This window comes from Thalassospira sp. MIT1004 (assembly GCF_001858545.1).
GTDB classification, from domain to species: domain Bacteria; phylum Pseudomonadota; class Alphaproteobacteria; order Rhodospirillales; family Thalassospiraceae; genus Thalassospira; species Thalassospira xiamenensis.
On record NZ_MCAO01000022.1, the window covers coordinates 38550 to 62288 of the forward strand.

Annotated in this window: 24 protein-coding genes; 9 read left to right on the forward strand and 15 right to left on the reverse strand. The window is 54.8% G+C overall.

Features of this window, described 5'->3' with window-relative positions:
• Positions 1 to 2 precede the first annotated feature (2 nt).
• Positions 3 to 1073 carry a D-TA family PLP-dependent enzyme gene (locus BC440_RS08765; RefSeq protein ID WP_083379329.1) on the forward strand — a complete coding sequence of 357 codons (1071 nt, stop codon included), beginning with the start codon at positions 3 to 5 and terminating at the stop codon, positions 1071 to 1073.
• A gap of 11 nt (positions 1074 to 1084) precedes the next feature.
• Here the strand turns inward: BC440_RS08765 and BC440_RS08770 are convergent, their stop codons facing one another.
• On the reverse strand, positions 1085 to 1579 hold the full coding sequence (locus BC440_RS08770; RefSeq protein WP_071239891.1) for a hypothetical protein: 495 nt from the start codon (positions 1577 to 1579) through the stop codon (positions 1085 to 1087).
• Positions 1580 to 1780: 201 nt separating this feature from the next.
• Here BC440_RS08770 and BC440_RS08775 point away from each other — a divergent pair, with 201 nt between their 5' ends.
• The 3 genes from BC440_RS08775 (at position 1781) to BC440_RS08785 (ending at position 4218) form a co-directional block, all read left to right on the forward strand.
• Entirely contained in the window at positions 1781 to 2632 is an 852-nt protein-coding gene (locus BC440_RS08775) for an alpha/beta hydrolase (RefSeq protein ID WP_071239893.1), read from the forward strand.
• Between the two features lie 138 nt (positions 2633 to 2770).
• A complete protein-coding gene (locus BC440_RS08780) occupies positions 2771 to 3721 on the forward strand; it encodes an ornithine cyclodeaminase family protein (RefSeq protein WP_071239895.1) in 951 nt (316 codons plus the stop codon).
• On the forward strand, positions 3718 to 4218 hold the full coding sequence (locus tag BC440_RS08785; RefSeq protein ID WP_071239896.1) for a thioesterase family protein: 501 nt from the start codon (positions 3718 to 3720) through the stop codon (positions 4216 to 4218). The genes BC440_RS08780 and BC440_RS08785 overlap by 4 nt, the downstream gene beginning before the upstream one ends.
• Positions 4219 to 4275: 57 nt before the next feature.
• Here BC440_RS08785 and BC440_RS08790 read toward each other — a convergent pair whose 3' ends face one another.
• On the reverse strand, positions 4276 to 4785 hold the full coding sequence (locus BC440_RS08790; protein WP_071239899.1) for a GNAT family N-acetyltransferase: 510 nt from the start codon (positions 4783 to 4785) through the stop codon (positions 4276 to 4278).
• 102 nt (positions 4786 to 4887) lie between these two features.
• Between BC440_RS08790 and BC440_RS08795 the strand changes: the two genes are divergently transcribed.
• Positions 4888 to 6126 (forward strand): bifunctional alpha/beta hydrolase/OsmC family protein, encoded by a 1239-nt coding sequence (locus BC440_RS08795; protein WP_007089348.1) that lies wholly within the window; start codon positions 4888 to 4890, stop codon positions 6124 to 6126.
• A gap of 88 nt (positions 6127 to 6214) precedes the next feature.
• Here the strand turns inward: BC440_RS08795 and BC440_RS08800 are convergent, their stop codons facing one another.
• From BC440_RS08800 to BC440_RS08845, 10 genes are all read right to left on the reverse strand, one after another.
• A complete protein-coding gene (locus BC440_RS08800; RefSeq protein WP_007089349.1) occupies positions 6215 to 6562 on the reverse strand; it encodes a RidA family protein in 348 nt (115 codons plus the stop codon).
• Positions 6563 to 6604: 42 nt separating this feature from the next.
• Complete coding sequence (locus BC440_RS08805) at positions 6605 to 7900, reverse strand: ArgE/DapE family deacylase (protein ID WP_071239900.1); 1296 nt, start codon at positions 7898 to 7900, stop codon at positions 6605 to 6607.
• Positions 7901 to 7921: 21 nt separating this feature from the next.
• Complete coding sequence (locus BC440_RS08810; protein ID WP_071239901.1) at positions 7922 to 9064, reverse strand: FAD-binding oxidoreductase; 1143 nt, start codon at positions 9062 to 9064, stop codon at positions 7922 to 7924.
• Positions 9061 to 10104, reverse strand: a complete 1044-nt coding sequence (locus BC440_RS08815) for a histone deacetylase family protein (protein ID WP_139192096.1) — start codon at positions 10102 to 10104, stop codon at positions 9061 to 9063. The genes BC440_RS08810 and BC440_RS08815 overlap by 4 nt, the downstream gene beginning before the upstream one ends.
• A gap of 55 nt (positions 10105 to 10159) precedes the next feature.
• Positions 10160 to 11089 (reverse strand): 3-keto-5-aminohexanoate cleavage protein, encoded by a 930-nt coding sequence (locus BC440_RS08820; RefSeq protein WP_063091884.1) that lies wholly within the window; start codon positions 11087 to 11089, stop codon positions 10160 to 10162.
• Positions 11086 to 12462, reverse strand: a complete 1377-nt coding sequence (locus tag BC440_RS08825) for an aspartate aminotransferase family protein (RefSeq protein ID WP_071240203.1) — start codon at positions 12460 to 12462, stop codon at positions 11086 to 11088. Before BC440_RS08825 ends, BC440_RS08820 begins: the two co-directional genes overlap by 4 nt.
• 23 nt (positions 12463 to 12485) lie before the next feature.
• On the reverse strand, positions 12486 to 13583 hold the full coding sequence (locus BC440_RS08830; protein ID WP_071239902.1) for an ABC transporter ATP-binding protein: 1098 nt from the start codon (positions 13581 to 13583) through the stop codon (positions 12486 to 12488).
• A gap of 90 nt (positions 13584 to 13673) precedes the next feature.
• Positions 13674 to 14828: an extracellular solute-binding protein gene (locus BC440_RS08835; protein WP_071239903.1), complete on the reverse strand. Its 1155-nt coding sequence runs from the start codon at positions 14826 to 14828 to the stop codon at positions 13674 to 13676.
• 110 nt (positions 14829 to 14938) lie between these two features.
• A complete protein-coding gene (locus BC440_RS08840) occupies positions 14939 to 15748 on the reverse strand; it encodes an ABC transporter permease (protein ID WP_071239904.1) in 810 nt (269 codons plus the stop codon).
• 9 nt (positions 15749 to 15757) lie between these two features.
• The gene (locus BC440_RS08845; protein ID WP_007089358.1) at positions 15758 to 16630 is read right to left on the reverse strand and encodes an ABC transporter permease; all 873 of its coding nucleotides are present in this window, start codon (positions 16628 to 16630) and stop codon (positions 15758 to 15760) included.
• A 152-nt stretch (positions 16631 to 16782) separates the two neighbouring features.
• On the opposite strand from BC440_RS08845, the gene BC440_RS08850 reads away from it, so the two are divergent.
• Together BC440_RS08850 and moaD are read left to right on the forward strand one after the other, a co-directional pair.
• Positions 16783 to 17727 (forward strand): LysR family transcriptional regulator, encoded by a 945-nt coding sequence (locus BC440_RS08850; RefSeq protein ID WP_240478847.1) that lies wholly within the window; start codon positions 16783 to 16785, stop codon positions 17725 to 17727.
• Between the two features lie 84 nt (positions 17728 to 17811).
• Entirely contained in the window at positions 17812 to 18063 is a 252-nt protein-coding gene (moaD, locus tag BC440_RS08855) for a molybdopterin converting factor subunit 1 (protein ID WP_071239905.1), read from the forward strand.
• Positions 18064 to 18123: 60 nt separating this feature from the next.
• Here the strand turns inward: moaD and choV are convergent, their stop codons facing one another.
• The 3 genes from choV to BC440_RS08870 form a co-directional block, all read right to left on the reverse strand.
• Positions 18124 to 19320 carry a choline ABC transporter ATP-binding protein gene (gene choV / locus BC440_RS08860; RefSeq protein WP_037991387.1) on the reverse strand — a complete coding sequence of 399 codons (1197 nt, stop codon included), beginning with the start codon at positions 19318 to 19320 and terminating at the stop codon, positions 18124 to 18126.
• Between the two features lie 2 nt (positions 19321 to 19322).
• The gene (gene choW / locus BC440_RS08865) at positions 19323 to 20171 is read right to left on the reverse strand and encodes a choline ABC transporter permease subunit (protein ID WP_071239906.1); all 849 of its coding nucleotides are present in this window, start codon (positions 20169 to 20171) and stop codon (positions 19323 to 19325) included.
• A gap of 92 nt (positions 20172 to 20263) precedes the next feature.
• Positions 20264 to 21223 carry a choline ABC transporter substrate-binding protein gene (locus BC440_RS08870; RefSeq protein ID WP_071239907.1) on the reverse strand — a complete coding sequence of 320 codons (960 nt, stop codon included), beginning with the start codon at positions 21221 to 21223 and terminating at the stop codon, positions 20264 to 20266.
• 378 nt (positions 21224 to 21601) lie between these two features.
• Between BC440_RS08870 and betI the strand changes: the two genes are divergently transcribed.
• Positions 21602 to 22192, forward strand: coding sequence for a transcriptional regulator BetI (gene betI / locus BC440_RS08875; RefSeq protein ID WP_007089364.1), 591 nt, complete (start codon positions 21602 to 21604; stop codon positions 22190 to 22192).
• Between the two features lie 63 nt (positions 22193 to 22255).
• Positions 22256 to 23713 (forward strand): betaine-aldehyde dehydrogenase, encoded by a 1458-nt coding sequence (gene betB, locus BC440_RS08880; protein ID WP_071239908.1) that lies wholly within the window; start codon positions 22256 to 22258, stop codon positions 23711 to 23713.
• Positions 23714 to 23739 lie beyond the last annotated feature (26 nt).

Below are 23739 nucleotides of genomic sequence, written 5' to 3' on the forward strand. Positions count from 1 at the left end.
CGATGACCGGAATGCCCCAATATCCCGAACTTGATACGCCGTGCGCGGTTGTTGATCTTGATATCGTTGACCGAAATATCGAAAGCTATCAGGCCTATTGCGACAAACACGGGATCGGGCTGCGTCCGCATATCAAAACCCATAAAATTCCGGCCTTCGCCGCCCAGCAGATGAAGGCCGGGGCGATTGGCATCACCTGCCAGAAAATCGGCGAGGCCGAGGTAATGGCAGATGCGGGGCTGGATGATATTCTTCTGACCTATAACGTATTGGGCGAACGCAAACTGGCCCGTTTGCGGGCCTTGTTTGACCGGATCAAAAGCCTGCGCGTGGTGGCCGACAATGCGGTTGTGGTCGAAGGATTGTCCAGGGCCTTTGCCGACAGTGCCAAGCCGCTTGAAATCCTGATCGAATGCGATACCGGTGGCGGACGTTGCGGGGTGCAAAACCCGGCAGAGTCCGTTGAACTGGCAAAGAAAATTCAATCGCTTCCGGGCGTGAAATTTATCGGTCTGATGACCTATCCGGCGACCGGTGGTGGTGCCAAGGTTGAGGCATTTTTCACCTCGGCCATGAAGGAACTGGATGCGAGTGGCCTTGAATGCCCGGTGCGCAGTTCCGGTGGGACGCCCGATATGTGGTTGGCCCATGAAGTGCCGTCTGTGACCGAACATCGCATCGGGACTTATATTTATAATGACCGATCCCTGATGGCGCGTGGGGTTTGCAAGGAAGATGATTGTGCGCTTCGGGTTTTGACGGAAATCGTATCCTTGCCAACGCCGGGCCGGGCGATCATTGATGCCGGGTCAAAGGTTCTGACATCCGATTTGCTGGGCCTTGACGGATACGGCTATGTCGTGGGGCATCCCGATGTTGCGGTCAAGGCTCTGTCCGAGGAACACGGCATTTTGTATTTCGATCCGGCGACAAAACCGTTTGAAATCGGCCAGCGGATCGAAATCATCCCGAACCATGTCTGTGTTGTCAGCAACATGCTGGATCAGGTGCATCTGGTGCGTAATGGCGATATCGAAACGGTTGATGTTGCCGCGCGTGGTTGCGTGCTTTAAGGCAAGCGTATCTATGCCGGGTCGTGATTGGGCAGATAGCCGGTGAAACCGGTAATCAGCCATTTTCCATCGATCTGTTTTTCGCAGTAATAATGGGTTTTCCAAAGCAGACGGTCGGTTGATCCGTCTGCTTTTTTTATGGTGCCGTTGAAATGTTTGCGCACCAGTGCACGATTGCCGGTGATATCGATTTTCGAAAGGTCGGTGGCCCGGAAAACCGCGTCAAACAGGTCTTCGGCATAGTCGATTTTCTGTGCTGCAACCGCTTGACGCAGCCATTCGTCATGATACGCTACCAGATCGGGAAACATCATTTTCCATTTATCCGGATCATCGGATTTGCAGGCATCAATCGCGTAAAAGCCGTCTGCCTTGAAGTCATCTTGAACCATGGACCAGTCGGCCGCGACAAAGGCCGCGATGTCGCGTGGCACCAGCATTTCCCAAATCTGATTGCGATCCGCATCATCGGCGGGGAACGGGCTTTGGATCTTGTGGTTGCTCATGGTCTATCCGGCTGATTTTAAAATTGATTTTCGATATTCTGCCATTGCCTTTCAGGTCTTGCAATCACGACCGCATTTGTATCGCATTGCGTGAAGAACCTTAGCGTAGCATTTGCAAAAACCTGAAAAATAAAGAAAGATTGCCCGACAGGTTTGATATGGCAGCAATGATTCCGGTCGGGCAACGCAAACGAGGTTCAGATGAGTTGGGGTGGTTTTACCCTTGCCGAACTTGAATGGCAGTATAATCCGCGCGAAACCGTGCCGGAATATATGACCTGTTTTGACCGGTTTGTGCGTCTGTCCGACGATACACGGGCAAGTGTCCGCCACATGACCGATATCCGCTATGGTGACGGGCCAAAGGAAACCATGGATGTTTATCCGGCAGCCGAGCCGGACGCACCGGTACATGTGTTTTTCCATGGCGGGTATTGGCGAAGCCAGGACAAAAAGGACTATGCGTTTGTTGCCCGCGACCTCAACGCCGCGGGCTTTACTGTCATTTGCCCGAATTATGATCTGTGCCCGGATGTGACGGTGGCGGAAATCACCCGTCAGGCGATCCGTTGCATGACCTTCATTTACCAGAATATCGGCGACTTTAACGGGGATCGGGATCGTATCAGCATTTCCGGTCATTCGGCAGGCGGCCAGATTGTCGCGCGCCTCGCGGTCCATCATTGGGAAGATACCCTTAATGATGCCTATCCGTTTTGTGCGGTTGTTCCGGTTTCCGGGGTTTTTGATCTGGAACCGATCCGGTTCACCAGTATCAACAACGACCTGCAACTTAATGCCGCGACGGCAGCGGATAATTCACCGATGCTTGATGCCGTCCCACACGACATCAAAATGATGGTCGTGGTCGGTAGTAACGAAAGCCCGGAATTTGTCCGCCAAAGCGATGCTTATGCCGCCTATTGCAGTCGGGAAGGGCTGCATGTTCCAGTTTACAAGGCATGGGGGGCGAACCATTTCACGGTGCTTGAAGAACTTTATCTTGGCACCGGTTCACTGTTTGGCCATTTCAAACGTTTTTTGCAGCGTTAATTTCACCTATTTCGGGAAGATTTTTCACCGGAAACAAAGTGAAAAACAGTGTGCGATCCTGTGACGCATGTCCTTTGACGTGGTATAAGATATCAACGCTACCACGCTGAAATCGAAAATAAATTTACAGGAAGGCCCATGCGTTTCATCTCTGCTGAAGAAATCGATAAATTCGTCTCGCCCCGCGATCTGGTTGAGGCGCTCCGTCAAGGATTTGCCGATGGCTGCGAAGCGCCGCTACGCAGCCATTTCAACATGGAACGCAGCAATGAGGATGACGCGACGTTCCTGATCATGCCTGCCTGGCAAAAGGATGGCGCGGCCGGGGTCAAGGTTGCGGCCGTGGTGCCGGGTAATTCGGCGCGTAACCTGCCGGCGGTTTCGGGGACTTATATCCTGCTTGATGCCGTGACCGGGCAACCATCGGCCGTGATTGATGGCACCAAGCTGACCACACGCCGGACAGCGGCGGCATCGGCATTGGCGGCGGGCTACCTTGCGCGCCAAGATACGCGCGAAATGGTCATGGTCGGTTCCGGGGCGATGGCACCCAATCTGATCAATGCACATGCGTCGGTGCGTCCGATCAAAAAGGTCACGATCTGGAACCGCAATGGCGACAAGGCCCGCGCATTGGCCGCAGAAACTGCTGCCCTTGGGTTCGAGGCGTTGGGCACGGATGATCTGGAAGCTGCATGCAAAACAGCCGATCTGATTTCATGCGCGACACTTTCGACCGAGCCGCTGGTGCGGGGCGAATGGCTTCGCGAGGGGACGCATGTTGATCTGGTCGGGGCGTTCAAGCCGACCATGCGCGAAACCGATGATGCCCTGATGCAGAAATGCCGGATTTATGTTGATAGTTTTGAAGGGGCCGCGGCCGAGGGCGGTGATGTGGTGCAGCCGCTAAATGCCGGATCGATTTCAAAATCCGATATTCTGGGCGATCTGTTCGGCCTGACGCGTGGTGAGGTCAAGGGACGCGAGACAGATACTGAATGCACGGTTTTCAAATCTGTTGGCCATTCGCTGGAAGATTTCGTTGCGGCGGTTGCGGTTGTCGATGCGGTGGGAAAGGCTGGTAAATGATCATTACCGATCTTTTTGCCCCGGAAATGCTGGAAAGTTATCGCGGGACGGTGCCGCAGGACTGGATCGATTTTAACGGGCATGTGAATGTCGGGTATTACGTGGTTGGTTTTGATCTGGGGTCTGTGGCGTTTCTGGACGGGGTCGGGATGGGGCGGACTTATCCCGAACGGCGCGGGTTTTCGACCTTTGCGCTTGAAATGCACATCACCTATGACCGGGAAATTCACCTTAATGACCCGTTCGTGATCCATACGCAAATTCTGGATTGCGATCACAAACGCATTCACATGTATCACGAATTGCGTCACGGGACCGAAGGGTGGCTGTCGGCGACCAATGAAATCATCACGATGCATATCGATATGGAAACGCGCCGTTCGGCGGCATTTCCCGATGACATTCAAAAGACGCTTGATCTGATCCGTGAGGCGCATCGCGATTTGCCGGTGCCAACGGGTGTCGGGCGCAAGATCGGTATTCGCCGCAAGGAATAACGATTTTCAATGCTCCGAAATGAGCAAACCCGCATCCAGTGATGCGGGTTTTTGCGTTCAGGCGACCTTTACAAACAGCTTGCAGATTTCGCCGCTATTGTTCACGTCCTGATCGCGTTCATAGGTCAGGCCCAGTTTGGCGAGAAGTTTCAGCGATACGGTATTTTCCGGCAGGGTATAGCCAAATATCCGATCAAAGCCCAGCGTATCGTGGCCATAGTCGATCAGGGCGGTGCTGACTTCAAACGCATAACCCATGCCATAATGGCTTTCGGTAATGGCATAGCCGATATCGGGTGCATCAAGCGTGTCGCGTTTGACAAATCCGCAAAGCCCGATACTGCATCCGGTTGCTTTTTCGTCCACGATGTAAAGCCCGAAACCGTGTTTCAGATAGCTGCTGAGAAGCCGGTCATCAATAAATTTTCGGGCGGCATCAAGATCATGGATGTTGCGATCCCCGACAAACCGTATCCAGCCCGGTTCGTTCAGCAGTTGCATGATAAAGGGGGCGTCGTTGTGGGTTCCGTGACGCACAAGCGTTCTTTTGGTTTCCAGTATTGTCATACTGTATTACCCTTGGTTTCGTGGCAGCGAATATCGCATGCTAGCGTAGAACGTGCATAAATAAACAATGAATTCGCCAAATAACGGCGGCGGAGGTCCGATATGGCTGTAAGGCCGATTAAGCTTAGCTTTGAAGGTGCACTGGGGGCACAGCTTTCGGCACGGTTGGATTTGCCAACGGGGCCGGTTCGGGCCTATGCGCTGTTTGCGCATTGTTTTACGTGCAGTAAGGACCTGACGGCGGCGCGTAAGATCGCGCAGTCACTGACCATGCAGGGTATTGGGGTTTTGCGGTTCGATTTTACCGGGCTTGGCGGATCGGGCGGTGATTTTGCATCGACCAATTTCACATCCAATCTGGATGACCTGAAACGCGCGGCCGATTTCCTGCGGCATGAATTTGCCGCCCCCCGTTTGCTGATCGGGCATTCGTTGGGCGGGGCGGCGGTTTTGGCCGTGGCCGATAGCGTGCCCGAAGCAACCGCGGTTGCAACGATTGGTGCGCCCGCCGATGTCGAGCATGTGACCCATAATTTCGCCGATTACCTTGAAGATATCGAACGGGACGGGCAGGCCGAAGTTTCGTTAAGCGGGCGGCCCTTTGTGATCAAGAAGCATTTCATTGACGATCTGCGTGCCCACAATATTGAAAAATCGGTCGGCAGATTGCACAAGGCGTTGCTTGTGCTGCATGCGCCGATGGATCAGACGGTGGGTATTGAAAATGCCGCACGGATTTTTGATGCCGCCAAGCATCCGAAAAGTTTTGTGTCGCTTGATAGTGCGGATCATTTGTTACGCGATCCCGATGATGCGACCTATGCCGCCGAGGTGATCAGCGCCTGGGCCAAGCGTTATATTACCGACGAAGACCCGGTCAATGACGAAGTGCCCGATGGGGCGGTGGTTGTGCGTGAAACCGGGCTTGGCAAGTTTCAGGCGATGGTTCTGGCCGGGCATCACCGGATGTTGGCCGATGAGCCCGAAGATGTTGGCGGGTTTGACAGCGGACCGTCACCTTATGATTTTCTGGCTGCCGCCCTTGGGTCATGCACGGTGATGACGATGCGGATGTATGCCGATCAGAAACAGATACCGGTCGATGGCATTCGGGTCGAAGTCCGACATGATAAAATCCACGCAAGCGATTGTATGGAATGCGGGGCAGAGTTCGAGCAAAAGGGCGGCAAGATCGACCGGTTCGAACGGATCATTACCCTGCATGGTGATTTTACCGAGGAAGTCCGCGAAAAGCTGATCGCGATTGCCAATAAATGCCCGGTGCATCGCACGCTGGAAGCCAAGTCGCTGATCGTGACCCGTGATGAGCGGGATCGGTAAAGCCGGTCTTCCTTGACGCAAAGTACAAAAACAAAAACGCCCGGCGCAATCGGCCGGGCGTTTTGTATTCGGATCGGAAGTGACCGGATTACGGTTTTGCCGCGACCACGATGAATTCAACCAGATAGTCCGGGGTGGCAAGTTTGGCTTCGCCGCATGCACGTGCCGGGGTGTGACCCTGCGGGACCCATGCGTCCCAGATTTCGTTCATTTTGGCGAAGTCGGCCATATCGGCCAGCCAGATGGTGGTCGACAGGATGTTTTCCTTTGATGCGCCGCATTCGGCCAGAAGCGCATCAACCTTGGCAAGGCATTCCTTGGTCTGGTTGGTAACGTCACTGCCCGGTTCGCCAACCTGGCCAGCAAGATAGATGGTGTTGCCATGGACAACGGCCTGGCTCATGCGCGGGCCGGTGTGAAAACGCTGAATGCTCATCAAAGTCTCCTGATATCAAGATATGATTAGGTTTTGGTTGGTTTATGCGGCGTGATTATCACGTTTGGTAACGCCACACCAGTCGGCAATGAACAGGGCAAGGACCTCGGTGACTTCCATCATGCTGGAAATCGAAACCCGTTCGTCAATCCCATGAATTCGTTCGGCTTTCGGGCCATAGCAGGTGGCCGGGACATTGCCGTAAATCTGGAAGAAACGCGCATCTGTGGTGGCGGTGGAGGCATAATTTTTGATCGCATTGCCGGTGACTTCGTGGTGAATGTCGCCGATCATTGTCATCATCGGATGGGTTTCGTCCATCACGCATGCCTCGGCCTGAAAACCGCGATAGGTGATGTCGAATTTAGCACCTTTGCAGGCCGGGTGATTTTCCATCGCACTTTGTGCAACTTCTTCGATGGTTTCACGCACCTTGGCCAATTCCATGCCGGGATAGAACCCGACACGGATATCGGCCGAACAAACCGGCGGCACGGTTGATGCCCATTCACCACCTTCGATCTTGCCCAGATTGAAGTTCACCGGATGGATATGCGCGCCATAGGCCGCATGACGGTGGGTGGGGTGGTTCCAGATGTCTTCGACTTCTTTCAGGGTTTCGAAAAAGCCAAAGGCCGCCTCGATGGCGTTACTTCCGGCTGAGGTATCAAGAACATGCGCCGGACTTCCGGTGACGTGAAGCTGAAACCACATCACGCCAAGCTGGGCGGTCATCAGCGTCTGATTGAACGGTTCGGGAATGATCGCACAATCGGCACGATATCCGGCATGCAGGCAGGCTAAGGCACCATTGCCGGTGCATTCTTCTTCGACAACCGATTGCAGGATCACCGGGGCGGCGGGCTCAAGCCCCAGATCGTGAACGGCGGCAAGGGCGTTACAATAGGCAATGATGCCGGCCTTCATATCGCCAGCCCCGCGGCCATAAAGCCAGTCGCGTTCGACATAGGGATCAAACGGTCCGCGTCGCCATTGCGCCACTGGCCCGGTCGGCACGACATCAATATGCCCGTTTAAAATCAGGCTGCGTCCGGTTTGTTTGGCCGGTTGATGAATACCGACGATATTTTCCCGTCCGTTATATTTCGTCGTAACCGGCGGGGAAAAGCCCGGTAAATCGTGCAATGCGTCAATATTGATCGCAACCCTTTCGACCAGAAGTCCCATATCGGCAAAACGATCCGCGACCCAGTTCTGGGCCGATGTTTCATTGCCCAGAAGGCTGTCATGGCGAACCAAAGCGCAAAGGTCGTCAATCGCACGATCCCGGCGATTGGCAACGGCACTGCGCAGTTCATTGCGATCAAAATGGGTCATGGCACGATTTCCGTTCAATCCTTACGCGGTTTGGTCAAGGCCGGGGCGGGTGGCGGCAAGGGCATCTTCGGTCACGCCAAGTTTCACCATCCTGTCCGGAACGCCATCGCCGCAAATCAGGCTGGCGGCATATTCACCCATGGCCGGGGCGGTTTGAATGCCATAGCCGCCCTGACCGGCAAGCCAGTAAAAGCCATCCGCATCCGGGTCGAATGCCGATACCGGATCACCATCGGCAAAGAAGCTGCGCAGGCCAGCCCATGCTTCGCCGGGGCGATTGACCTTAAGCGTGGTTGCCGTCATCAGGCGATCAATCGTGATGGCGATATCGAGTTCTTCGGGCTGGACATCATGGGGAACCGTCGGTGTCGCATCGGATGGCGATACCAGAAGCCGACCGGCGTCTTCCTTGAAATACAGGCCTTCGCCCACGTCTGATACCATGTGCCAGCCATGCGCATTGACATCAGATGGCAGATCAACCATCACCGCCGTGCGGCGTTTGGGGGTGATGCCCAGCGGGGTAACGCCCGCCAGTTTTGCGATTTCATCGGCCCATGCACCGGATGCGTTAACGAGGATTTGGGCCTCATAGGTTTCGCCGCCTGCCGTGACCTGCCAGCCGGTTGCGGTTTTTGCAATTGCGGTGACATCGGCCTTGACCACCAGATCACCGCCAAGCTTTTTGAAATGGCGGATGAAGCCCCAATGCAGCGCATGAACATCAATATCCATCGCATCGGTTTCAAGTGCGCCACACGCGATCAGATCGGTATTAAGGATCGGGATCAGTTTTTTGATATCATCGGCTGTCAGGGCGACAACATTCGCGCCATTCGCGCGGCCTTCGGTAAGCAGTTCGCCAATCGCGCCTTCATTGCCGTGGGCGGCGGTCAGGATCACACCACGTGGGGTCAGGATCGGATTTTCGGTGAAACCTTCGGGCGGGTTCAGGAAAAAGTCCCGGCTGGCGGTCGACATCTTGCGGATGATTTTCGGGCCATAGGTTTCGCTATAGAGTGCGGCAGACCGGCCGGTGCTGTGATAGCCGGGCTGATCTTCGCGTTCGAGAACCGTGACCGATTTTCCACGTTTGGCCAGAAAATAGGCTGCTGACATGCCGGCAATACCGCCGCCAATGATCAGGATATCGGATGTTTTCATTCGGGGCTCCCTGCGGTGGTGGCGTGAAAGGCGCTGATAAACTGAAAAAGGTTTTCAGCCAGTGTGTTACTGACATAACCACCTTCCTGCACTAGCACGGTTGGCAGATTGATGCCGCCAATTTTTTCGCCGATTTTGGCAAATCCGCCGGGTGTGACAGCCAATCCGCCAAACGGATCATCCGATGATGCATCCAGACCCAGTGCAATGACAATTGCATCGGCGCTGAAATGATCGATCATGACAAGCGCACGATCAAGGGCGGCCAGAAATGCGTCATCGCCGCTGCCAAGGGGCAGGGGATAATTGTGGTTGAAACCAAGCCCGGCACCCTGTCCGCGTTCTTCGGCATGGCCCCAGAAAAACGGATAGAAATCACGCGGGTCGGCATGGATCGACAGCGTCATGACATCATCACGGGCATAGAAAATATGCTGTGTGCCGTTGCCGTGATGCAGATCGACATCAAGGATCGCAACGCGGTCGTATTTGACGCGCAGTTCCTGTGCGGCAATCGCGCTGTTGTTCAGGTAACAGAAACCACCGGCGATATCGCGGCTGGCATGGTGGCCGGGGGGGCGGCAAAGGGCATAGGCCGATCTGGCATTGCCATCGCGGACCTTGCGCGCGGCGGCAATGGCGGTTTGCGCACTGGCATAGGCCGATTGCCAGGTGGTTGCCGATATCGGGCAGGATGTATCACCCATGTGAAAACCGGCCTTGCCCGCCGGTGACCTGGGATAGGGGCCAAGCCGGTCAAACGGATGAATACCGGGCACCACCAGATCAGACCCACCAACAGCCTTCCATTCGGCATGGATGGTTTGCAGGAATTTCAGATATTCCGGCGCATGAATGGTGGCAATCGGACCCATGCCGAAATCATCGGGGGTGCGCAAATCAAGCCCAAGCCGTTTTATGGCAGTGGTCAGGATTTCCGCCCGTTCGGGGACTTCGGGGATTGGCCGTGCTTCGCCCGCGACCATGAATGTCTGGCCGTGATGGCGAAGCTGATCGGCTGAGAAATAGGCATGCATCATGGGCGCCGCCTTTCGTTGGCTTTGCGTCGTGGTGTTGGTGGCAGTTTGTTGTTTCCTAAAAGGCGACCTGATTGGCACCTTTCAGACCCAGCATGGCGCGGGCTTCGTCCGGTGTTGCGATTTCAAGCGATAACCCGTCCAGAACGTCGCGGATTTTGCGAACTTGCGATGCGTTGTCCGGGGCGAGTTCGCCCTTGCGCAGATACAGATTATCTTCAAGACCGACCCGGACATGACCGCCCATGGTGGCCGACATGGTGGCAAGCGGCATCTGATGTCGCCCGGCACCCAGAACCGAAAACTGGTACTGATCGCCAAAAAGTTTGTCGGCGGTTCGTTTCAAATGGGCAAGATTGTCGGGATCGGCCCCGATACCACCCAGAACACCCAGAACGAACTGAATGAAAATCGGCCCTTTGATCAGGCCGCGATCAACAAAATGGGCCAGCGTATAAAGATGCCCGACGTCATAACATTCAAATTCAAACCTTGTGCCATTGGCATCGCCGAGATCTGCCAGAATGGTTTCGATATCGGCAAAGGTATTTTTGAAAACGAAATCACGACTGTCTTCGAGAAATTTCGGTTCCCAGTCATGTTGCCAGTCGCTGCGCCCGGCAAGGGCGGGGAACAGGCCGAAATTCATCGTCCCCATATTCAATGACGCCATTTCGGGTGCTGCCTGCTTTGCCGCACGAATACGGTCCTTGACCGTCATGGTCATGCCGCCGCCGGTCGAAATATTGATCACCGCATCGGTGGCCGATTTGATGCGCGGCAGGAATTGGTTGAAAATTGCGGGTTCGGGGCTTGGAAAGCCGGTTTCGGGATCGCGTGCATGCAGATGCAGGATGGCAGCCCCGGCATTTGCCGCCGCAATCGCCTGATCGGCAATCTGGTCGGGGGTGATTGGCAGATGCGGGCTCATGGACGGGGTGTGAACCGATCCGGTGATGGCGCAGGTGATGATGACTTTCCGGCTCATGCGAAGGCTCCGGCAAGGGTGAGTTCGTCCTGAAGCTCGCCAAGGGCGGCGCGCAACGGAATGAGGATGTCGTCAAACTGATCGTGTGTGATCGTCATGGGCGGGCAGACCATCACGTGATCGCCGCGATAACCGCCGCGGGTGCGACGCCAGTAAATGATCAGGCCCTTGTCATAGGCAATATCCACAAGGCGGGCAGCCGCAAGATGTTTGGGATCAATCGGTTCCATGGTTTCGCGGTCTTTGACCAGTTCGACCGCAAGAAGCAACCCAAGCCCGCGCACATCGCCGATGATCGGAAATTCATCGGCAAGTTTGCCAAGTTCGGCCTTTAATGCCGCCCCGCTTTGGGTCGCATTTTCCAGAAGGTTGTCTTCATCAATCACATCAAGGACCGCATTGCCCGCTGCACAGGCCATCGGATTGCCGGCATAGGTGTAACCATGGATAAAGCCACCATGATCAAGAACCGGGCCGACAATACGATCAGGCGCAATCATCGCGCCAAGCGGGGCATAACCCGCCGCCAGTCCCTTTGACACGGCCAGAATATCCGGCGTGATGCCCCAATGTTCGGCGGCAAAATATTTGCCAGTGCGTCCGGCACCCGTCATGACCTCGTCATAGATCAGAAGAATGCCGTATTGATCGCAGATCTCGCGAATGCGGGCATAGTAGCTGTCAGGCGCAACCAGTGCGCCGGTCGCAGCCCCGCCAACCGGTTCCATGATGAAACCAAGAACGGTTTCAGGGCCCTGTTTGAGTATTTCGGCCTCAAGCATGTTGGCGTATTTCAGGCCGCGTTCATGATCACTCAGATCATCGCGATCCAGATAGCAGGTCGGGGCCGGAATTTTGGGTTGGTCCACCATCATCGGGGCAAAGGGCGCATGCATCGGCGTATAGCCGGTGATGGCAAGCGCACCAAGGGTCGATCCATGATAGCTGGGGAAACGCGAAATGATCTTGGTCCGCTGGGCTTGCCCCTTTGCCAGGGCATATTGACGGGCAAGCTTGATGCAGCTTTCGACGGCTTCTGACCCGCCAGAGACAAAAAATACCCGTTCAAGATCGCCCGGTGCGCGTTCGGCAAGGCGGAATGCCAGATTTTCGGCCGCATCATTTTCAAAATGCAGGCGATAGGCGAAGCTGGCCTTTTCAAGCTGCGCATTCATTGCGGCAATCACGCGCGGGTCGCTATGGCCGATATTGCTGACCATCGCACCGCTGGAGGCGTCGATATAGCGTTTGCCATCGACATCCCACATATAGACGCCCTTGGCATGGTCGATCAGCGGCCGACGCGAACGGCTTTGATAAAACAGGCGGGATTCCCGGTTATGGCCGGTTTTGTTGGGGGTATCATGCGTCACTTCGGGTGGCACTCCAGATCCGGTCAGTCGTGATGACCGGGCAACAACACACAATTTCGGGCGGCAATGTGCATGAACACATCGGCACCTTCGTGATGGGGGCGGGCATCAATCGGGTTGATCACCTGCCAGTCACGACCATTGGCCGTGACGAAATAGCGGGCCTGCTGACCCAGATAATCCACCGTTTTGATCCTGCCGGGGATGGCAATCACACCGTCCGTCGCACCGTTCTGATCCGACAGGCCGATTTTTTCAGCGCGGATAACGGCGCGGACGTCTTTTGAACCATTGGTTTTGGCGGTTTGTTCGGATGTGGTCAGCAATGTTTCGCCGCTTTGCAGGGCAACCTTGGTAAAGGCCGCATCCGGTGCACCAAGGGCAGCAGGAATGATATTGGAATGACCAAGGAAATCGGCAACAAAGGCCGATGCGGGATTGTTATAGACGTCTTCAGGCGCGCCTTCCTGTTCGACGACACCGTTATTCATCACCACCAATTTATCGGACATGGCAAGGGCTTCGGATTGATCGTGGGTGACGAAAACGGTGGCAATGCCCAGTTCGCGCTGAATACGTTTCAGTTCGACCCGCATTTCTTCACGCAGATTGGCATCAAGGGCAGATAGCGGTTCATCAAGCAACAGCACATCGGGTTCGATCACGATGGCGCGCGCAAGGGCAATGCGCTGCTGCTGCCCGCCGGAAAGCTGGTTTGGAAAACGATCTGCAACATGGGGCAGTTGCACCAGATCAAGGGCACGATTGACCTTTTCCCGGATGTCGGATTTGGACACCTTGCGATATTTCAGGCCAAAGGCGATATTGTCGTAAATCGATTTGTGCGGGAACAGCGCGTAGTTCTGAAACACCAGTCCCAGATTGCGTTTGTGGATCGGCAGGGCATTGACCCGTTTGCCACGGATCAGCAAATCGCCTTCGGTAATGTCGGTCAGTCCGGCAATCATGCGAAGTGTCGTGGTCTTGCCGCAGCCCGATGGACCCAGAAAGGTCACGAAGCTGTTGTCGGGCACGGTCAAATCCATGCGTTGCACGGCGGTAAATTCGCCGTAACGCTTGACGACATTTTGCAGTTCGACCGCATTTTCGATGTCAGCCATCACAAATAACCCTGTCAGAAAAAGGCGGTGGTGCCCCGGCCATTATTTAAAAACAACGACCGGGGTTCCGGTTTATGCGATCAGTCCGGCTTAGTAGCCGCGCTGAACCCGCGAGAAGGTTTTCGACCAGTCGGCTTCGTTTTCGTTCCAATAGGCCGGATCAAAGAAGCTGAGTTCCTTGAGCGTGCCGGATGGATCAAACGCGGGCAGGGTCGGGATGACTTTGCCGAGTTCGACTTTCTGCGGATCAAGAGCAGGCGGGTAACTTTGGCCTTCGGCAACCGCAATCGCGACTTCGGGTTCGAGCATGAAGTTCAGAAGTTCTTCACAGGCTGCCATGGGGCTTCCGCGCAGAACGAACAGGCATTCCTGCCAGCCAAGACCGCCTTTCGGGTCGTGATAGCCGATATCGTGGCCCTGATCCTGTAATGCCTTGATGCGCCCGGACCAGCCTTCGGTGACATAGATTTCTTCTTCGGCCAGAAGGCTCATCAGTTCGGCCCCTGAGCTCCAGTATTTCAGGGCCAGATCGCGATGGGCACGGATCATGTCCCAGACGGCGTCGATATCCTTGATCGCATTCGGGTCCTGATCGGATTGCAGGGCACCGTACCAGACGCGGGTTTTCCATTCGCCCCAGCCGCCGATCTTGCCTTTGTAAGCTTCATCGACCATCAGCTTGGCACCTTTGGCCTTGGCTTCATCGTCGCTGATATATTTGCGGTTATAGGCAATGCCGGTGGTGCCGTAATCATAGGGAACCGCCGAAATGGTACCGCCGGTGATTTTGCGCAGCGGTTCGATCAGGCCGGGAATGACGTTTTTGAGGTTCGGAATATTGGCTTCGTTCAGCTCGGACGTCAGTTCCAGACCATGATATCGGGCATAATCAAACACACCCGACAGGTGGGCAAGGTTAAACTCGCCCGGTTGGCCCGCCTTGACGCGGGCGATATATTCGTCCGCACCGCCAAAGGTGCCCGATACGACCTTGATCCCGGTTTTCTCGGTATAGGGGGCAAATGCGTATTTTTCAAATGCCTCGGATACCACACCGCCCCAGCCGTCAAAGCGGACCTGTTCTGGTGTTGCGGCAAGGGCGTTGCGGGTCAGCATGCCCATCGCGCCCCCGGTGATTCCGGCGGTGACACCCGCAGCCCCCAGAACGGTCAGAAAAGTGCGACGGTTGATATCACCGTCTTTAAGGCGGGTTAGCAGGCGTTCATAGCGTTTCGTCTCGTCCATTTAAGGCCTCCTGATAAAGGTTTTTATCCGTTTTCTTGTCGGTCTTATGGTCTTCTTTTTTTATGGTCTTGTTGTTGGTTTTGGCGGTTTCCCGCGGTATCTGTTATTTGTTAGGCAGTGGCTTTTTGTGCCCGTATTTTTCGTGCTGATGCGATGCGTGCAATGGCGGTGGCAATCAATGGCAGCGCGATGGTGAAGATCACCATCACAGCGCCCAGTGCATTGATTTCCGGGCTGATGGAATTGCGCAGCATGGCAAAAATCTGGGTTGGGACGGTTTCAACCCCGCCCGGTTTCCAGAACAGGGTTCCGGTAATGTCGTCAAACGAGATGGTGAACGAAAACAGCATCCCGGCCATGACAGCCGGCATCATCAGCGGCAGGGTGATTTCAAAGAAAGTCTGGATCGGAGTTGCGCCAAGGCTCATGGCGGCCTCTTCGACGTCGCGCCGGATCGATACAAGGCGCGCCTGAACCACCAGAACCACAAAGGGCAGGGTGAATACGACATGCCCCATCAGAAGCAGACCAAAGCTTTTGGGCATGGAAAGGAATTGCAAAAACAGCAAAAGAGCCACAGCCAAGACGACCTCGGGGATCAGGATTGGAGCAACCAGAAGCGTTGATATTGAACGCTTCCCCGGAAAATCGTACCTGACCATGGCAAGTGCCGCGAGCGTGCCAAACGTCGTTGAAATTGCACTGGTCAGCGCGCCCAGCAACAGAGATGTTTTGAATGCACGGATAATGGCATCGTTGTTCCACAATGCTTCGAACCAGCGTGTTGAAAAGCCCTCGATCGGGAAACTGCCGAACTGGTTGGCGTTGAATGCCAACAGGATGACGACCGCGACCGGCGCGAACAGAAACAGATAAACAAGGATTGTGGCGATACGGATCAGGGACCAGCCGGACATCATTACATTCCCCTATTTGAAGCTTTTGGCGATCTGATCGACGCCAAGATAACGGGTGTAAATGACAACCAGCGCACCCAGAAGCGCCAGCAGGACAAGCGAAAGGGCGGAACCCAGCGGCCAGTTAAGCTGTGTGACGATGGCCTCGAACACGAGATTGGCAAACATCGCGTCGCGTGGCCCGCCCAGAACGATCGGGGTGATATAGGTCCCCGCGGCCAGAACAAAACATAACAGCGATCCGGCGGCGAGACCGGGGAAGGACAGCGGCAGGGTGACTTCGCGGAAGGCTTGCCAGCCGGTGCAGCCAAGGCTTTGGGCTGCCTCGGTAAGGTTTTTTTCAATACCATCCAGGCTGACATAGACATTCAGGATCATGAAGGGCAGCAGATAGTGCACAAGGCCCAGAACAACTGTCGTCTGGTTATAGAGCATCTGGATCGGTTCATCGATGATGCCAAGCGAGATCATCAATGTGTTGAGCGCGCCCGACGTGCCAAGGATGTTGATCCACGACATGGTGCGGATGATGTAGCTGATCCAGAAGGGCAGCATCAGCATCAACAGCAGGAAAGTCTTCGATTTCATCGGGGTGTTGGCAACGAAATAGGCCGGGATATAGCCAACCAGCGCACAGATCACCGTGGTGTAAAAGGCAATGGCAAAGGTCTGAAACAGGATATCGCGGTAAAACCGATCGCCAAGGACTTCGACCCAGTTATCAAGATAAAATCCGACCTGATCGGCACCGGTCGCGGTGCGCAGCCAGAACGAATAAACCACGATGAATATCATCGGGATGATCAATAACAGCGATATCGTCGCCAGTGACGGCGATAGCAGGACCCAGGGCGTTCTGCGTGCCCCGGCTACATCTGCGGCCATTTTTGCCTCCCGTTATTGTGCTCTGGCAATTGCCTGCCATGCGCGGTTATCTGGCCGTGAATGAATATGTCTGATCATTTCACCCCAGACTTGCGCATAGCGCAAATAGATAAGTAGAATGGATTGCATAGCCAATTGCTATGGGTGGGGAAATGAGCGACCTTTTAAAACGGCAATTCGACTGGAACCTGTTGCATACCTTTACGGTGATTGTCGAAGAACGGTCGATCACCGGGGCGGCCAACCGGCTGCTTTTGCGCCAGCCCAGTGTCAGCAATGCGCTTAAACGGCTTGAAGATCAGATCGGCGCGCGCCTGATTGACCGGGAACGCGGCCGGTTTGAGGTCACCGAACAGGGATTGGCGCTTTATCACGAATGCCGCGAGATTTGCGGGGCGATTGGCCGACTTTCCGATGTGATGTCGGACAGTGGCAATCAGCTTAGCGGGCATTTGCATTTGTGGCTGGCAAGTCATGTGGTGTTTCCGCCGCTTGACGATGCGTTGTTTGAATTCAATCGCGAACATCCCGAAGTCACCTATGAAATCAACGTCGCGACATCCGCCCATGTAACAAGTCAGGTCCTGTCCCAGCAGGCAAGTTTCGGCATTTGTCTGGTGAATGAACAGCATCCCCGGCTGGAATATCGCAAACTGTATCGTGAACATTTCGGGTTCTTTTGCGGGCCGACACATCATTTGTTTGGTCGGGAAAACCTGACACTTGCCGATCTGCGTAGCGAAGCATTTGTATCGTTTTCCACCGATCAGCTTTCCGATGCGCTGGCCCCGGTTGCGGTATTGCGCGCGCGCGAAGGCATGAAAGGCAAGGTGATCGCCACCAGCCCGCATCTGGAAGAAGTACGCCGCCTGATCAATGCCGGGCTTGGTATTGGTCCGTTGCCGATCCATGTGGTGCAAAACGCGATGGAACGCGGGCAGTTATGGCGCCTGCCACCCTATGATGCGCCGCCGGCAATTGATATCTATCTGGTGACCAATCCGCGCATGTCGCTTGGCCGGGCGGAACGGTTTTTTATTGAAAACCTGACCGGGCGGCTTGGCAATGCGCCGGATGGCTATTTTGTTTATCCGTAAACAGGATGTGATCGGGACTTGCGGATTGTGGGTGTTTGCGCAAGCATGCGGCCAAACACGGATTTCAAGCGAACGGGATAGAAGATGAAGCTGGTTTATTTTTCCTGGGTCAAGGACCGTATCGGCATGGCAGAGGAAGAGGTTGAACTGCCGGAAAATGTGAAAACCGTTGCCGACCTTCTGGCATGGATGCCGGGCAGGGGGTCGAATTTCGCTGATGCGCTGGCTGATCCGGCGATCATCCGGGTTGCGGTTGATCAGGAATATGCGCAAGGCGAACGTGATGTTCGTGGTGCCAGCGAAATCGCGCTGTTTCCGCCGGTGACCGGTGGATAAAAGACGAAATTGAAATGGTATTTAAAAGGCGCCCGGTTTGCAGGGCGCCTTTTTTGATGATCAGTCTGCGACGGTTGCCGTTTGCGTCAGGCTTTCAAAAAATTCCTTGCGGCCCAATGTGCCGGAAATGCGTCCCTCCCGGGTTAGAAGCACCGGATTCTGGGTGATGCTGCGCATTTCGATCAGGTCTTTGAGAAGTACGGTATCATCGGCAACGAAGATGACCGAATTGTCGGTCCCGTCCAGATCGTCCGGCAGGTTGCCGTCATACTGGATCAGCTTCAACTCGCCATGTTCGCCGCTATTGGCGGCACGAATGATGCCGTCCTGAAGCGTGATGCGGATATCTTCGTCTTCGACAGAAAGTTCGCCGGTCGTGTTGCGCTGATCGCGGTCAATGCGGTGCATGATGGCGCGACCGCGCAGGATATTGACCGGGTTCATATGGGCGACAAAGTCCGCGACATATTCATTGGCCGGACGCAGGGCGATGTCTTCGGGCGTGCCATGCTGTACGACATAGCCACCTTCCATGATGGCAATTGAATTGCCAAGTTTCATGGCCTCGTCCAGATCATGACTGACAAACAGGATGGTTTTATTAAGCTTTTCCTGAAGATCAAGAAGCTCGTCCTGCAGGCGGTTACGGATCAGCGGATCAAGGGCCGAAAACGGTTCATCCATCAAAAGGATCGGTGCATCGGTGGCAAAGGCACGGGCAAGGCCGACACGCTGCTGCATACCGCCTGAAAGTTCATGGGCATATTTTCCGGCCCACTGATCCAGCCCGACAAGAGCCAGCTTTTCCCGGACGATTTCACGGCGTTCCTTCGGTCCCATGCCGTCAAGCTCAAGACCAAATCCGACATTGTCTTCGACGGTGCGCCAAGGGAACAGGCCGAATTGCTGGAAGACCATGGCAACGCATTTACGACGCAGATCGCGTAGCGTATTGGCATCACAGCTGGTGACATCGACCATCCAGTCCCCGTCATGCACCCGAAGCGATCCGCGTGAAACGCGGTTAAGCCCGTTTACACAGCGCAGCAACGAGGATTTACCCGAGCCCGAAAGCCCCATCAGAACGCAGATTTCACCCTGCGGGACGTCAAAGCTGACATTGGCAACACCAAGGATATTTCCGGTTTCCTTGGCTATTTCGTCACGGTTTTTACCGGCGTCGAGGAGGGCGAGCGATTCAGCCTGCTTATCCCCGAAAATGACGTCGATATTATCAAATTCAACAGCATTGCTCATGATTACTGCCCCGTATTTTCTGATTTGTCGCGGCGGCAGATGCGGTCCAGCACAATGGCCAGGATCACAATTGCAAGGCCGGCCTCGAAGCCTTGGGCGATATTGACCGTATTAAGGGCGCGAACAACCGGTTTGCCAAGTCCATCAGCCCCGACAAGAGCGGCAATCACCACCATGGACAGTGACAGCATGATGCATTGGGTAAGGCCCGCCATGATCGATGGCATGGCAGATGGCAGTTCGACCTTGAAAAGCAATTGCCGCGGCGTGCAGCCAAAGCTTCTGCCAGCTTCAATCAGCGCCTTTGGCGTGCTGGCGATGCCAAGATGCGTCAGGCGGATCGGGGCGGCGATGGCAAAGATCACGGTCGAAATCAGGCCCGGAACCACGCCAAGACCAAACAGGATCAGGGTCGGGATCAGATAGACAAAGGTCGGTATCGTCTGCATCAGGTCAAGAACCGGACGCAATGCCTGATAAAGCCAGGGGCGATGTGCCGATGCTACGCCAAGCGGTACCCCGATCATCATACAGAACAGCGTCGCATAGATTACAAGTGCGAGCGTTTCCATGGTGGCTTCCCAATAGCCAAGATTGACGATCAGAAGCAGGGAAAGAACCGTGAAGGCCGTCAGTTTCCATGATCTGTGCAGCCATGCAGCCAGCACGCCAAATAGCGCGATAATCAGAAACGGCGGTAACCAGACCAGCAGATCGACTGTGTTTTCGATAATGAATTCAAGAACGTCCGAGATGGTGTAAAACACGAAGTCGGCATGCTCGTTAAGCGCATCCATAAGGGATGCAATCCACCGTCCCAGCGGAATTTTAGTTTCCGTGAGCCATTCCATTGGATTTTTCCATTATTTGAACAAAGAAAATGTGCCGATACGCTGCCTGTGATGATGGCAACGTACCGGGATTATGTATTTGAAGCTGGACCCTAGAGACCGAGTTCATTTTTAAGCGCTGCCTTGGCATCGCCACCGTCAAAGGTGGTAACACCGTCAAGCCAGGCCATCGCGGCATCCGGATTGGCTTTAAGCCATGCGGTTGCGGCATCTTCCGGATCGGTGCCTTCGTTCAGAATGGCATCCATGATCTGGTTTTCCATATCAAGGCTGAATTTCAGGTTGGTGACGAATTTACCGGCATTCGGGCATTCATCGGTGTAACCGGCACGCAGATTGGTATGAACCGTGGCACCACCGAAATTAGGACCAAATACGTCATCGCCACCATCAAGATAGGCCATGTCATATTTGGCATTCATCGGGTGCGGTTCCCAGCCAAGGAAAACGATGAATTTGTCACGTGCCGATTTGCGTTTGACTTCGGCCAGCATGCCCTGTTCGGAAGATTCAACAAGTTCAAAGCCCTTGAGGCCGAACTGGTCATTGTCGATCATGTCCTGGATCAGGCGGTTGCCATCATTGCCCGGCTCGATCCCGTAAATTTCACCATCAAGCTGATCCTTGAATTTGGCGATGTCGGCGAAATCCTTGAGGCCCGCGTCATAAGCATTTTTCGAAACGGCGAGGGTGTATTTAGCGCCTTCAAGGTTGGCACCGGTGCTGACGACGGTTTTCTTTTCCAGATAGGGCGCAATGTCTGCTGCCATTGTCGGCATCCAGTTACCGAGGAAGACGTCAACGTCCCCGTTGGCAAGGCTGGTATAGGTGACAGGAACGGAAAGAAGTTCGGTTTCAGCGTCATAGCCAAGTGCTTCGAGAATAACCGATGCGGTTGCCGTGGTCGCGGTGATGTCGGTCCAGCCAACATCAGAAAATGTTACGGTTTTGCAAGCATCGCTATCAGCCGCCTGTGCACCGGCCGCCCCGAGAAGGGTGGTGGCAATGACAGTGGTGCCAAGAAGACGGCCAATGGTGGAACGTTTGGTCATGTTTATGGTTCTCCCTTGTGTGGACCTAGCGGTTACTGATGGTGGCAATATCGCCGCCATCAGACTTTCGGTTCCGGAGGCCAGACGCATGTCAAACGATGCGCATCTGGCACCGCCAACACCCGTCCAAAACCATGTGATCGGGTCCCCTGAACCCGGTCACATAGACCGGAATAATCATAAAAACAGCCGTAAAGCCGCGCAACCAAGGCACTTTCCCTGTTAACGTCGCGCCACAAAAGACGGCGTTTTTTATTGATTGATTGTTCAATTAAAATACAGCATATTCCCCCGAGGTCAATTGCGAAGGGCGAAAAAGTCGCATTTGCGTCATCAAACAGGCCTAAGTCCTTCGGATCGCTTAGAATTGGATTAGTAATGCCCAAGGTTGGAATGCAGCCTGTACGCCGCAGGCAACTGATCGATGCCACGATCGAGACCATTCACCGCTTTGGTTTTGCCGATACCACGATCAGTCGGATTGCCGGGGCGGCGGGGATGTCGTCAGGAATTATTTCGCACTATTTCGGCGGTAAGAATGCGCTTCTGGAAGCAACGATGCGCTTTCTGATGCAGGAATTGCGCAGCGATTTTCTGGGCCGCGTTGCCAAGGCGAAAACACCCCACGAACGTCTTGAAGCGATTGTTGATACCAACTTCAACGAAGAACAATTCACGCCGCAGGTGATTGGTGCGTGGTTGTCATTCTGGTCGCAGGTGCCGTTTTCCGATCCGCTGCGCCGATTGAATGCGGTTTATTTCAAGCGACTGGCATCGAATTTACGCCATGAGTTGCGCCGGCTGACAACCGATCAGCGGGCCGAAGAAATTGCGGCGGTGACTGCTGCCATGATCGACGGCATCTGGGTGCGGTCCGGTTTGACACCGGGACGCGCCAATGTCGCGGCGGCGCGGAAAATGGTGCTTGATACCATGCACCTGCATCTGGCGAGTTCGCCCGCGCGCTAGTCAATAGACATACACTTAAAAAAAGGGCTGCCCGTTTCCGGTGTGGCCTGCAGGAGTTTCGACATGAGCCTTTATCAGATCCAGAACTTTATCAACGGCAAAAAAGTTGCCGGTTCGGGTGCGGAAATGGTCACGCTGAACCCCGCGACCAATAAGGTCCTTGCCAAGGGTAAGGAAAGCACCGCTGCCGATGTTGATGCTGCAGTGAAGGCCGCACGTGCCGGTTTTGAAATCTGGAAAAACACGCCCGCGGCTGAACGGGCGCGCGTTTTGTTCAAGGCGGCCCAAATCCTGCGGGACCGTAACGATGAATTGGCGCTGGTAGAAACCCGTGATACGGGCCGTGCCATTCAGGAAACTGAAATCGTGGATGTGATTTCCGGTGTCGAATGCCTTGAATATTTTGCCGGTGTGGCCGGAAGCCTATCGGGCGAGCATATCGATCTTGGCGGCAATTTTGCCTATACCCGGCGCGAGGCGGTTGGCGTTTGCGGTGCGATTGGGGCGTGGAACTATCCGATCCAGATTGCCTGCTGGAAAGCCGCACCGGCATTGGCGTGCGGAAACGCGGTTGTTTACAAACCCTCCGAAGTCACACCGCTTTCGGCGATTGCGGTGGCCGAGGCATTGCAGCAAGCCGGTCTTCCCGATGGGGTTTACAACGTGGTTCAGGGCGCGCGTGCTTGTGGTGCAGCACTGGTCGAACATCCGGGCGTTGATAAGGTTTCACTGACCGGTTCGGCTGAAACCGGTGCCAAGGTTGCCGCGGTTGCCGCGGGCGGCATGAAGGCCGTCACCATGGAACTTGGCGGCAAATCGCCGATGATCGTGTTTGAAGATGCTGATCTGGATAACGCCGTATCGGGCGCGCAGATGGCGAACTTTTATTCATCCGGGCAGATTTGTTCGAACGGCACGCGCGTTTTCGTCCATGAAACCGTTGCCGATGCCTTCATCGAAAAACTGATTGCGCGCAGCAAGGATCTTGTTCTTGGTGATCCGGAAAAACCGACAACCCAAGTTGGTCCGATTGTGACCAAATCTCAGTTCGACAAGATCATGTCTTATATCGAAACCGGCAAGGGCGAGGGGGCGAAATGCGTTCTTGGCGGTCATGCGGTTACCGAAAACATGCCCGAAGGCGGCCTGTTTGTGGCCCCGACCATCTTTACCGGCTGCGCCGATGATATGGTTATTGTGCGTGAGGAAATCTTTGGTCCGGTGATGTCGGTCCTGACCTTCAGGGATGAAGACGAAGTCATCAAACGTGCTAACGATACCCAGTATGGTCTGGCTGCGGGGGTCTTTACCAGGGACCTGTCGCGCGGGCATCGCGTTGTCGCGCGGCTTGAGGCAGGAACTTGCTGGATCAATACCTACAACATCACCCCGATTGAAATGCCGTTCGGCGGGGTCAAGAAATCCGGGGTGGGCCGCGAAAATGGCCGGGCCGCGATTGAACATTATACCCGGATCAAATCCGTCTATGTCGAAACCGGTGACGTCGAGGCGCCTTATTGATCACGGTTCCGAACTGTGAATGGCTG

What these genes read in the sequence shown, in the direction of transcription:
- BC440_RS08770 (WP_071239891.1), bottom strand. Translation starts at nt 1,579, where the DNA reads ATGAGCAACCACAAGATCCAAAGCCCGTTCCCCGCCGATGATGCGGAT.
- BC440_RS08835 (WP_071239903.1), bottom strand. Translation starts at nt 14,828, where the DNA reads ATGGACGAGACGAAACGCTATGAACGCCTGCTAACCCGCCTTAAAGAC.
- BC440_RS08810 (WP_071239901.1), bottom strand. Translation starts at nt 9,064, where the DNA reads ATGAAAACATCCGATATCCTGATCATTGGCGGCGGTATTGCCGGCATG.
- BC440_RS08765 (WP_083379329.1), top strand. Translation starts at nt 3, where the DNA reads ATGACCGGAATGCCCCAATATCCCGAACTTGATACGCCGTGCGCGGTT.
- BC440_RS08805 (WP_071239900.1), bottom strand. Translation starts at nt 7,900, where the DNA reads ATGACCCATTTTGATCGCAATGAACTGCGCAGTGCCGTTGCCAATCGC.
- choV (WP_037991387.1), bottom strand. Translation starts at nt 19,320, where the DNA reads ATGAGCAATGCTGTTGAATTTGATAATATCGACGTCATTTTCGGGGAT.
- BC440_RS08780 (WP_071239895.1), top strand. Translation starts at nt 2,771, where the DNA reads ATGCGTTTCATCTCTGCTGAAGAAATCGATAAATTCGTCTCGCCCCGC.
- BC440_RS08830 (WP_071239902.1), bottom strand. Translation starts at nt 13,583, where the DNA reads ATGGCTGACATCGAAAATGCGGTCGAACTGCAAAATGTCGTCAAGCGT.
- BC440_RS08870 (WP_071239907.1), bottom strand. Translation starts at nt 21,223, where the DNA reads ATGACCAAACGTTCCACCATTGGCCGTCTTCTTGGCACCACTGTCATT.
- BC440_RS08820 (WP_063091884.1), bottom strand. Translation starts at nt 11,089, where the DNA reads ATGAGCCGGAAAGTCATCATCACCTGCGCCATCACCGGATCGGTTCAC.
- BC440_RS08775 (WP_071239893.1), top strand. Translation starts at nt 1,781, where the DNA reads ATGAGTTGGGGTGGTTTTACCCTTGCCGAACTTGAATGGCAGTATAAT.
- BC440_RS08800 (WP_007089349.1), bottom strand. Translation starts at nt 6,562, where the DNA reads ATGAGCATTCAGCGTTTTCACACCGGCCCGCGCATGAGCCAGGCCGTT.
- BC440_RS08795 (WP_007089348.1), top strand. Translation starts at nt 4,888, where the DNA reads ATGGCTGTAAGGCCGATTAAGCTTAGCTTTGAAGGTGCACTGGGGGCA.
- BC440_RS08845 (WP_007089358.1), bottom strand. Translation starts at nt 16,630, where the DNA reads ATGGCCGCAGATGTAGCCGGGGCACGCAGAACGCCCTGGGTCCTGCTA.
- moaD (WP_071239905.1), top strand. Translation starts at nt 17,812, where the DNA reads ATGAAGCTGGTTTATTTTTCCTGGGTCAAGGACCGTATCGGCATGGCA.
- BC440_RS08785 (WP_071239896.1), top strand. Translation starts at nt 3,718, where the DNA reads ATGATCATTACCGATCTTTTTGCCCCGGAAATGCTGGAAAGTTATCGC.
- betB (WP_071239908.1), top strand. Translation starts at nt 22,256, where the DNA reads ATGAGCCTTTATCAGATCCAGAACTTTATCAACGGCAAAAAAGTTGCC.
- BC440_RS08790 (WP_071239899.1), bottom strand. Translation starts at nt 4,785, where the DNA reads ATGACAATACTGGAAACCAAAAGAACGCTTGTGCGTCACGGAACCCAC.
- BC440_RS08815 (WP_139192096.1), bottom strand. Translation starts at nt 10,104, where the DNA reads ATGATGCATGCCTATTTCTCAGCCGATCAGCTTCGCCATCACGGCCAG.
- BC440_RS08840 (WP_071239904.1), bottom strand. Translation starts at nt 15,748, where the DNA reads ATGATGTCCGGCTGGTCCCTGATCCGTATCGCCACAATCCTTGTTTAT.
- BC440_RS08850 (WP_240478847.1), top strand. Translation starts at nt 16,783, where the DNA reads ATGAGCGACCTTTTAAAACGGCAATTCGACTGGAACCTGTTGCATACC.
- choW (WP_071239906.1), bottom strand. Translation starts at nt 20,171, where the DNA reads ATGGAATGGCTCACGGAAACTAAAATTCCGCTGGGACGGTGGATTGCA.
- betI (WP_007089364.1), top strand. Translation starts at nt 21,602, where the DNA reads ATGCCCAAGGTTGGAATGCAGCCTGTACGCCGCAGGCAACTGATCGAT.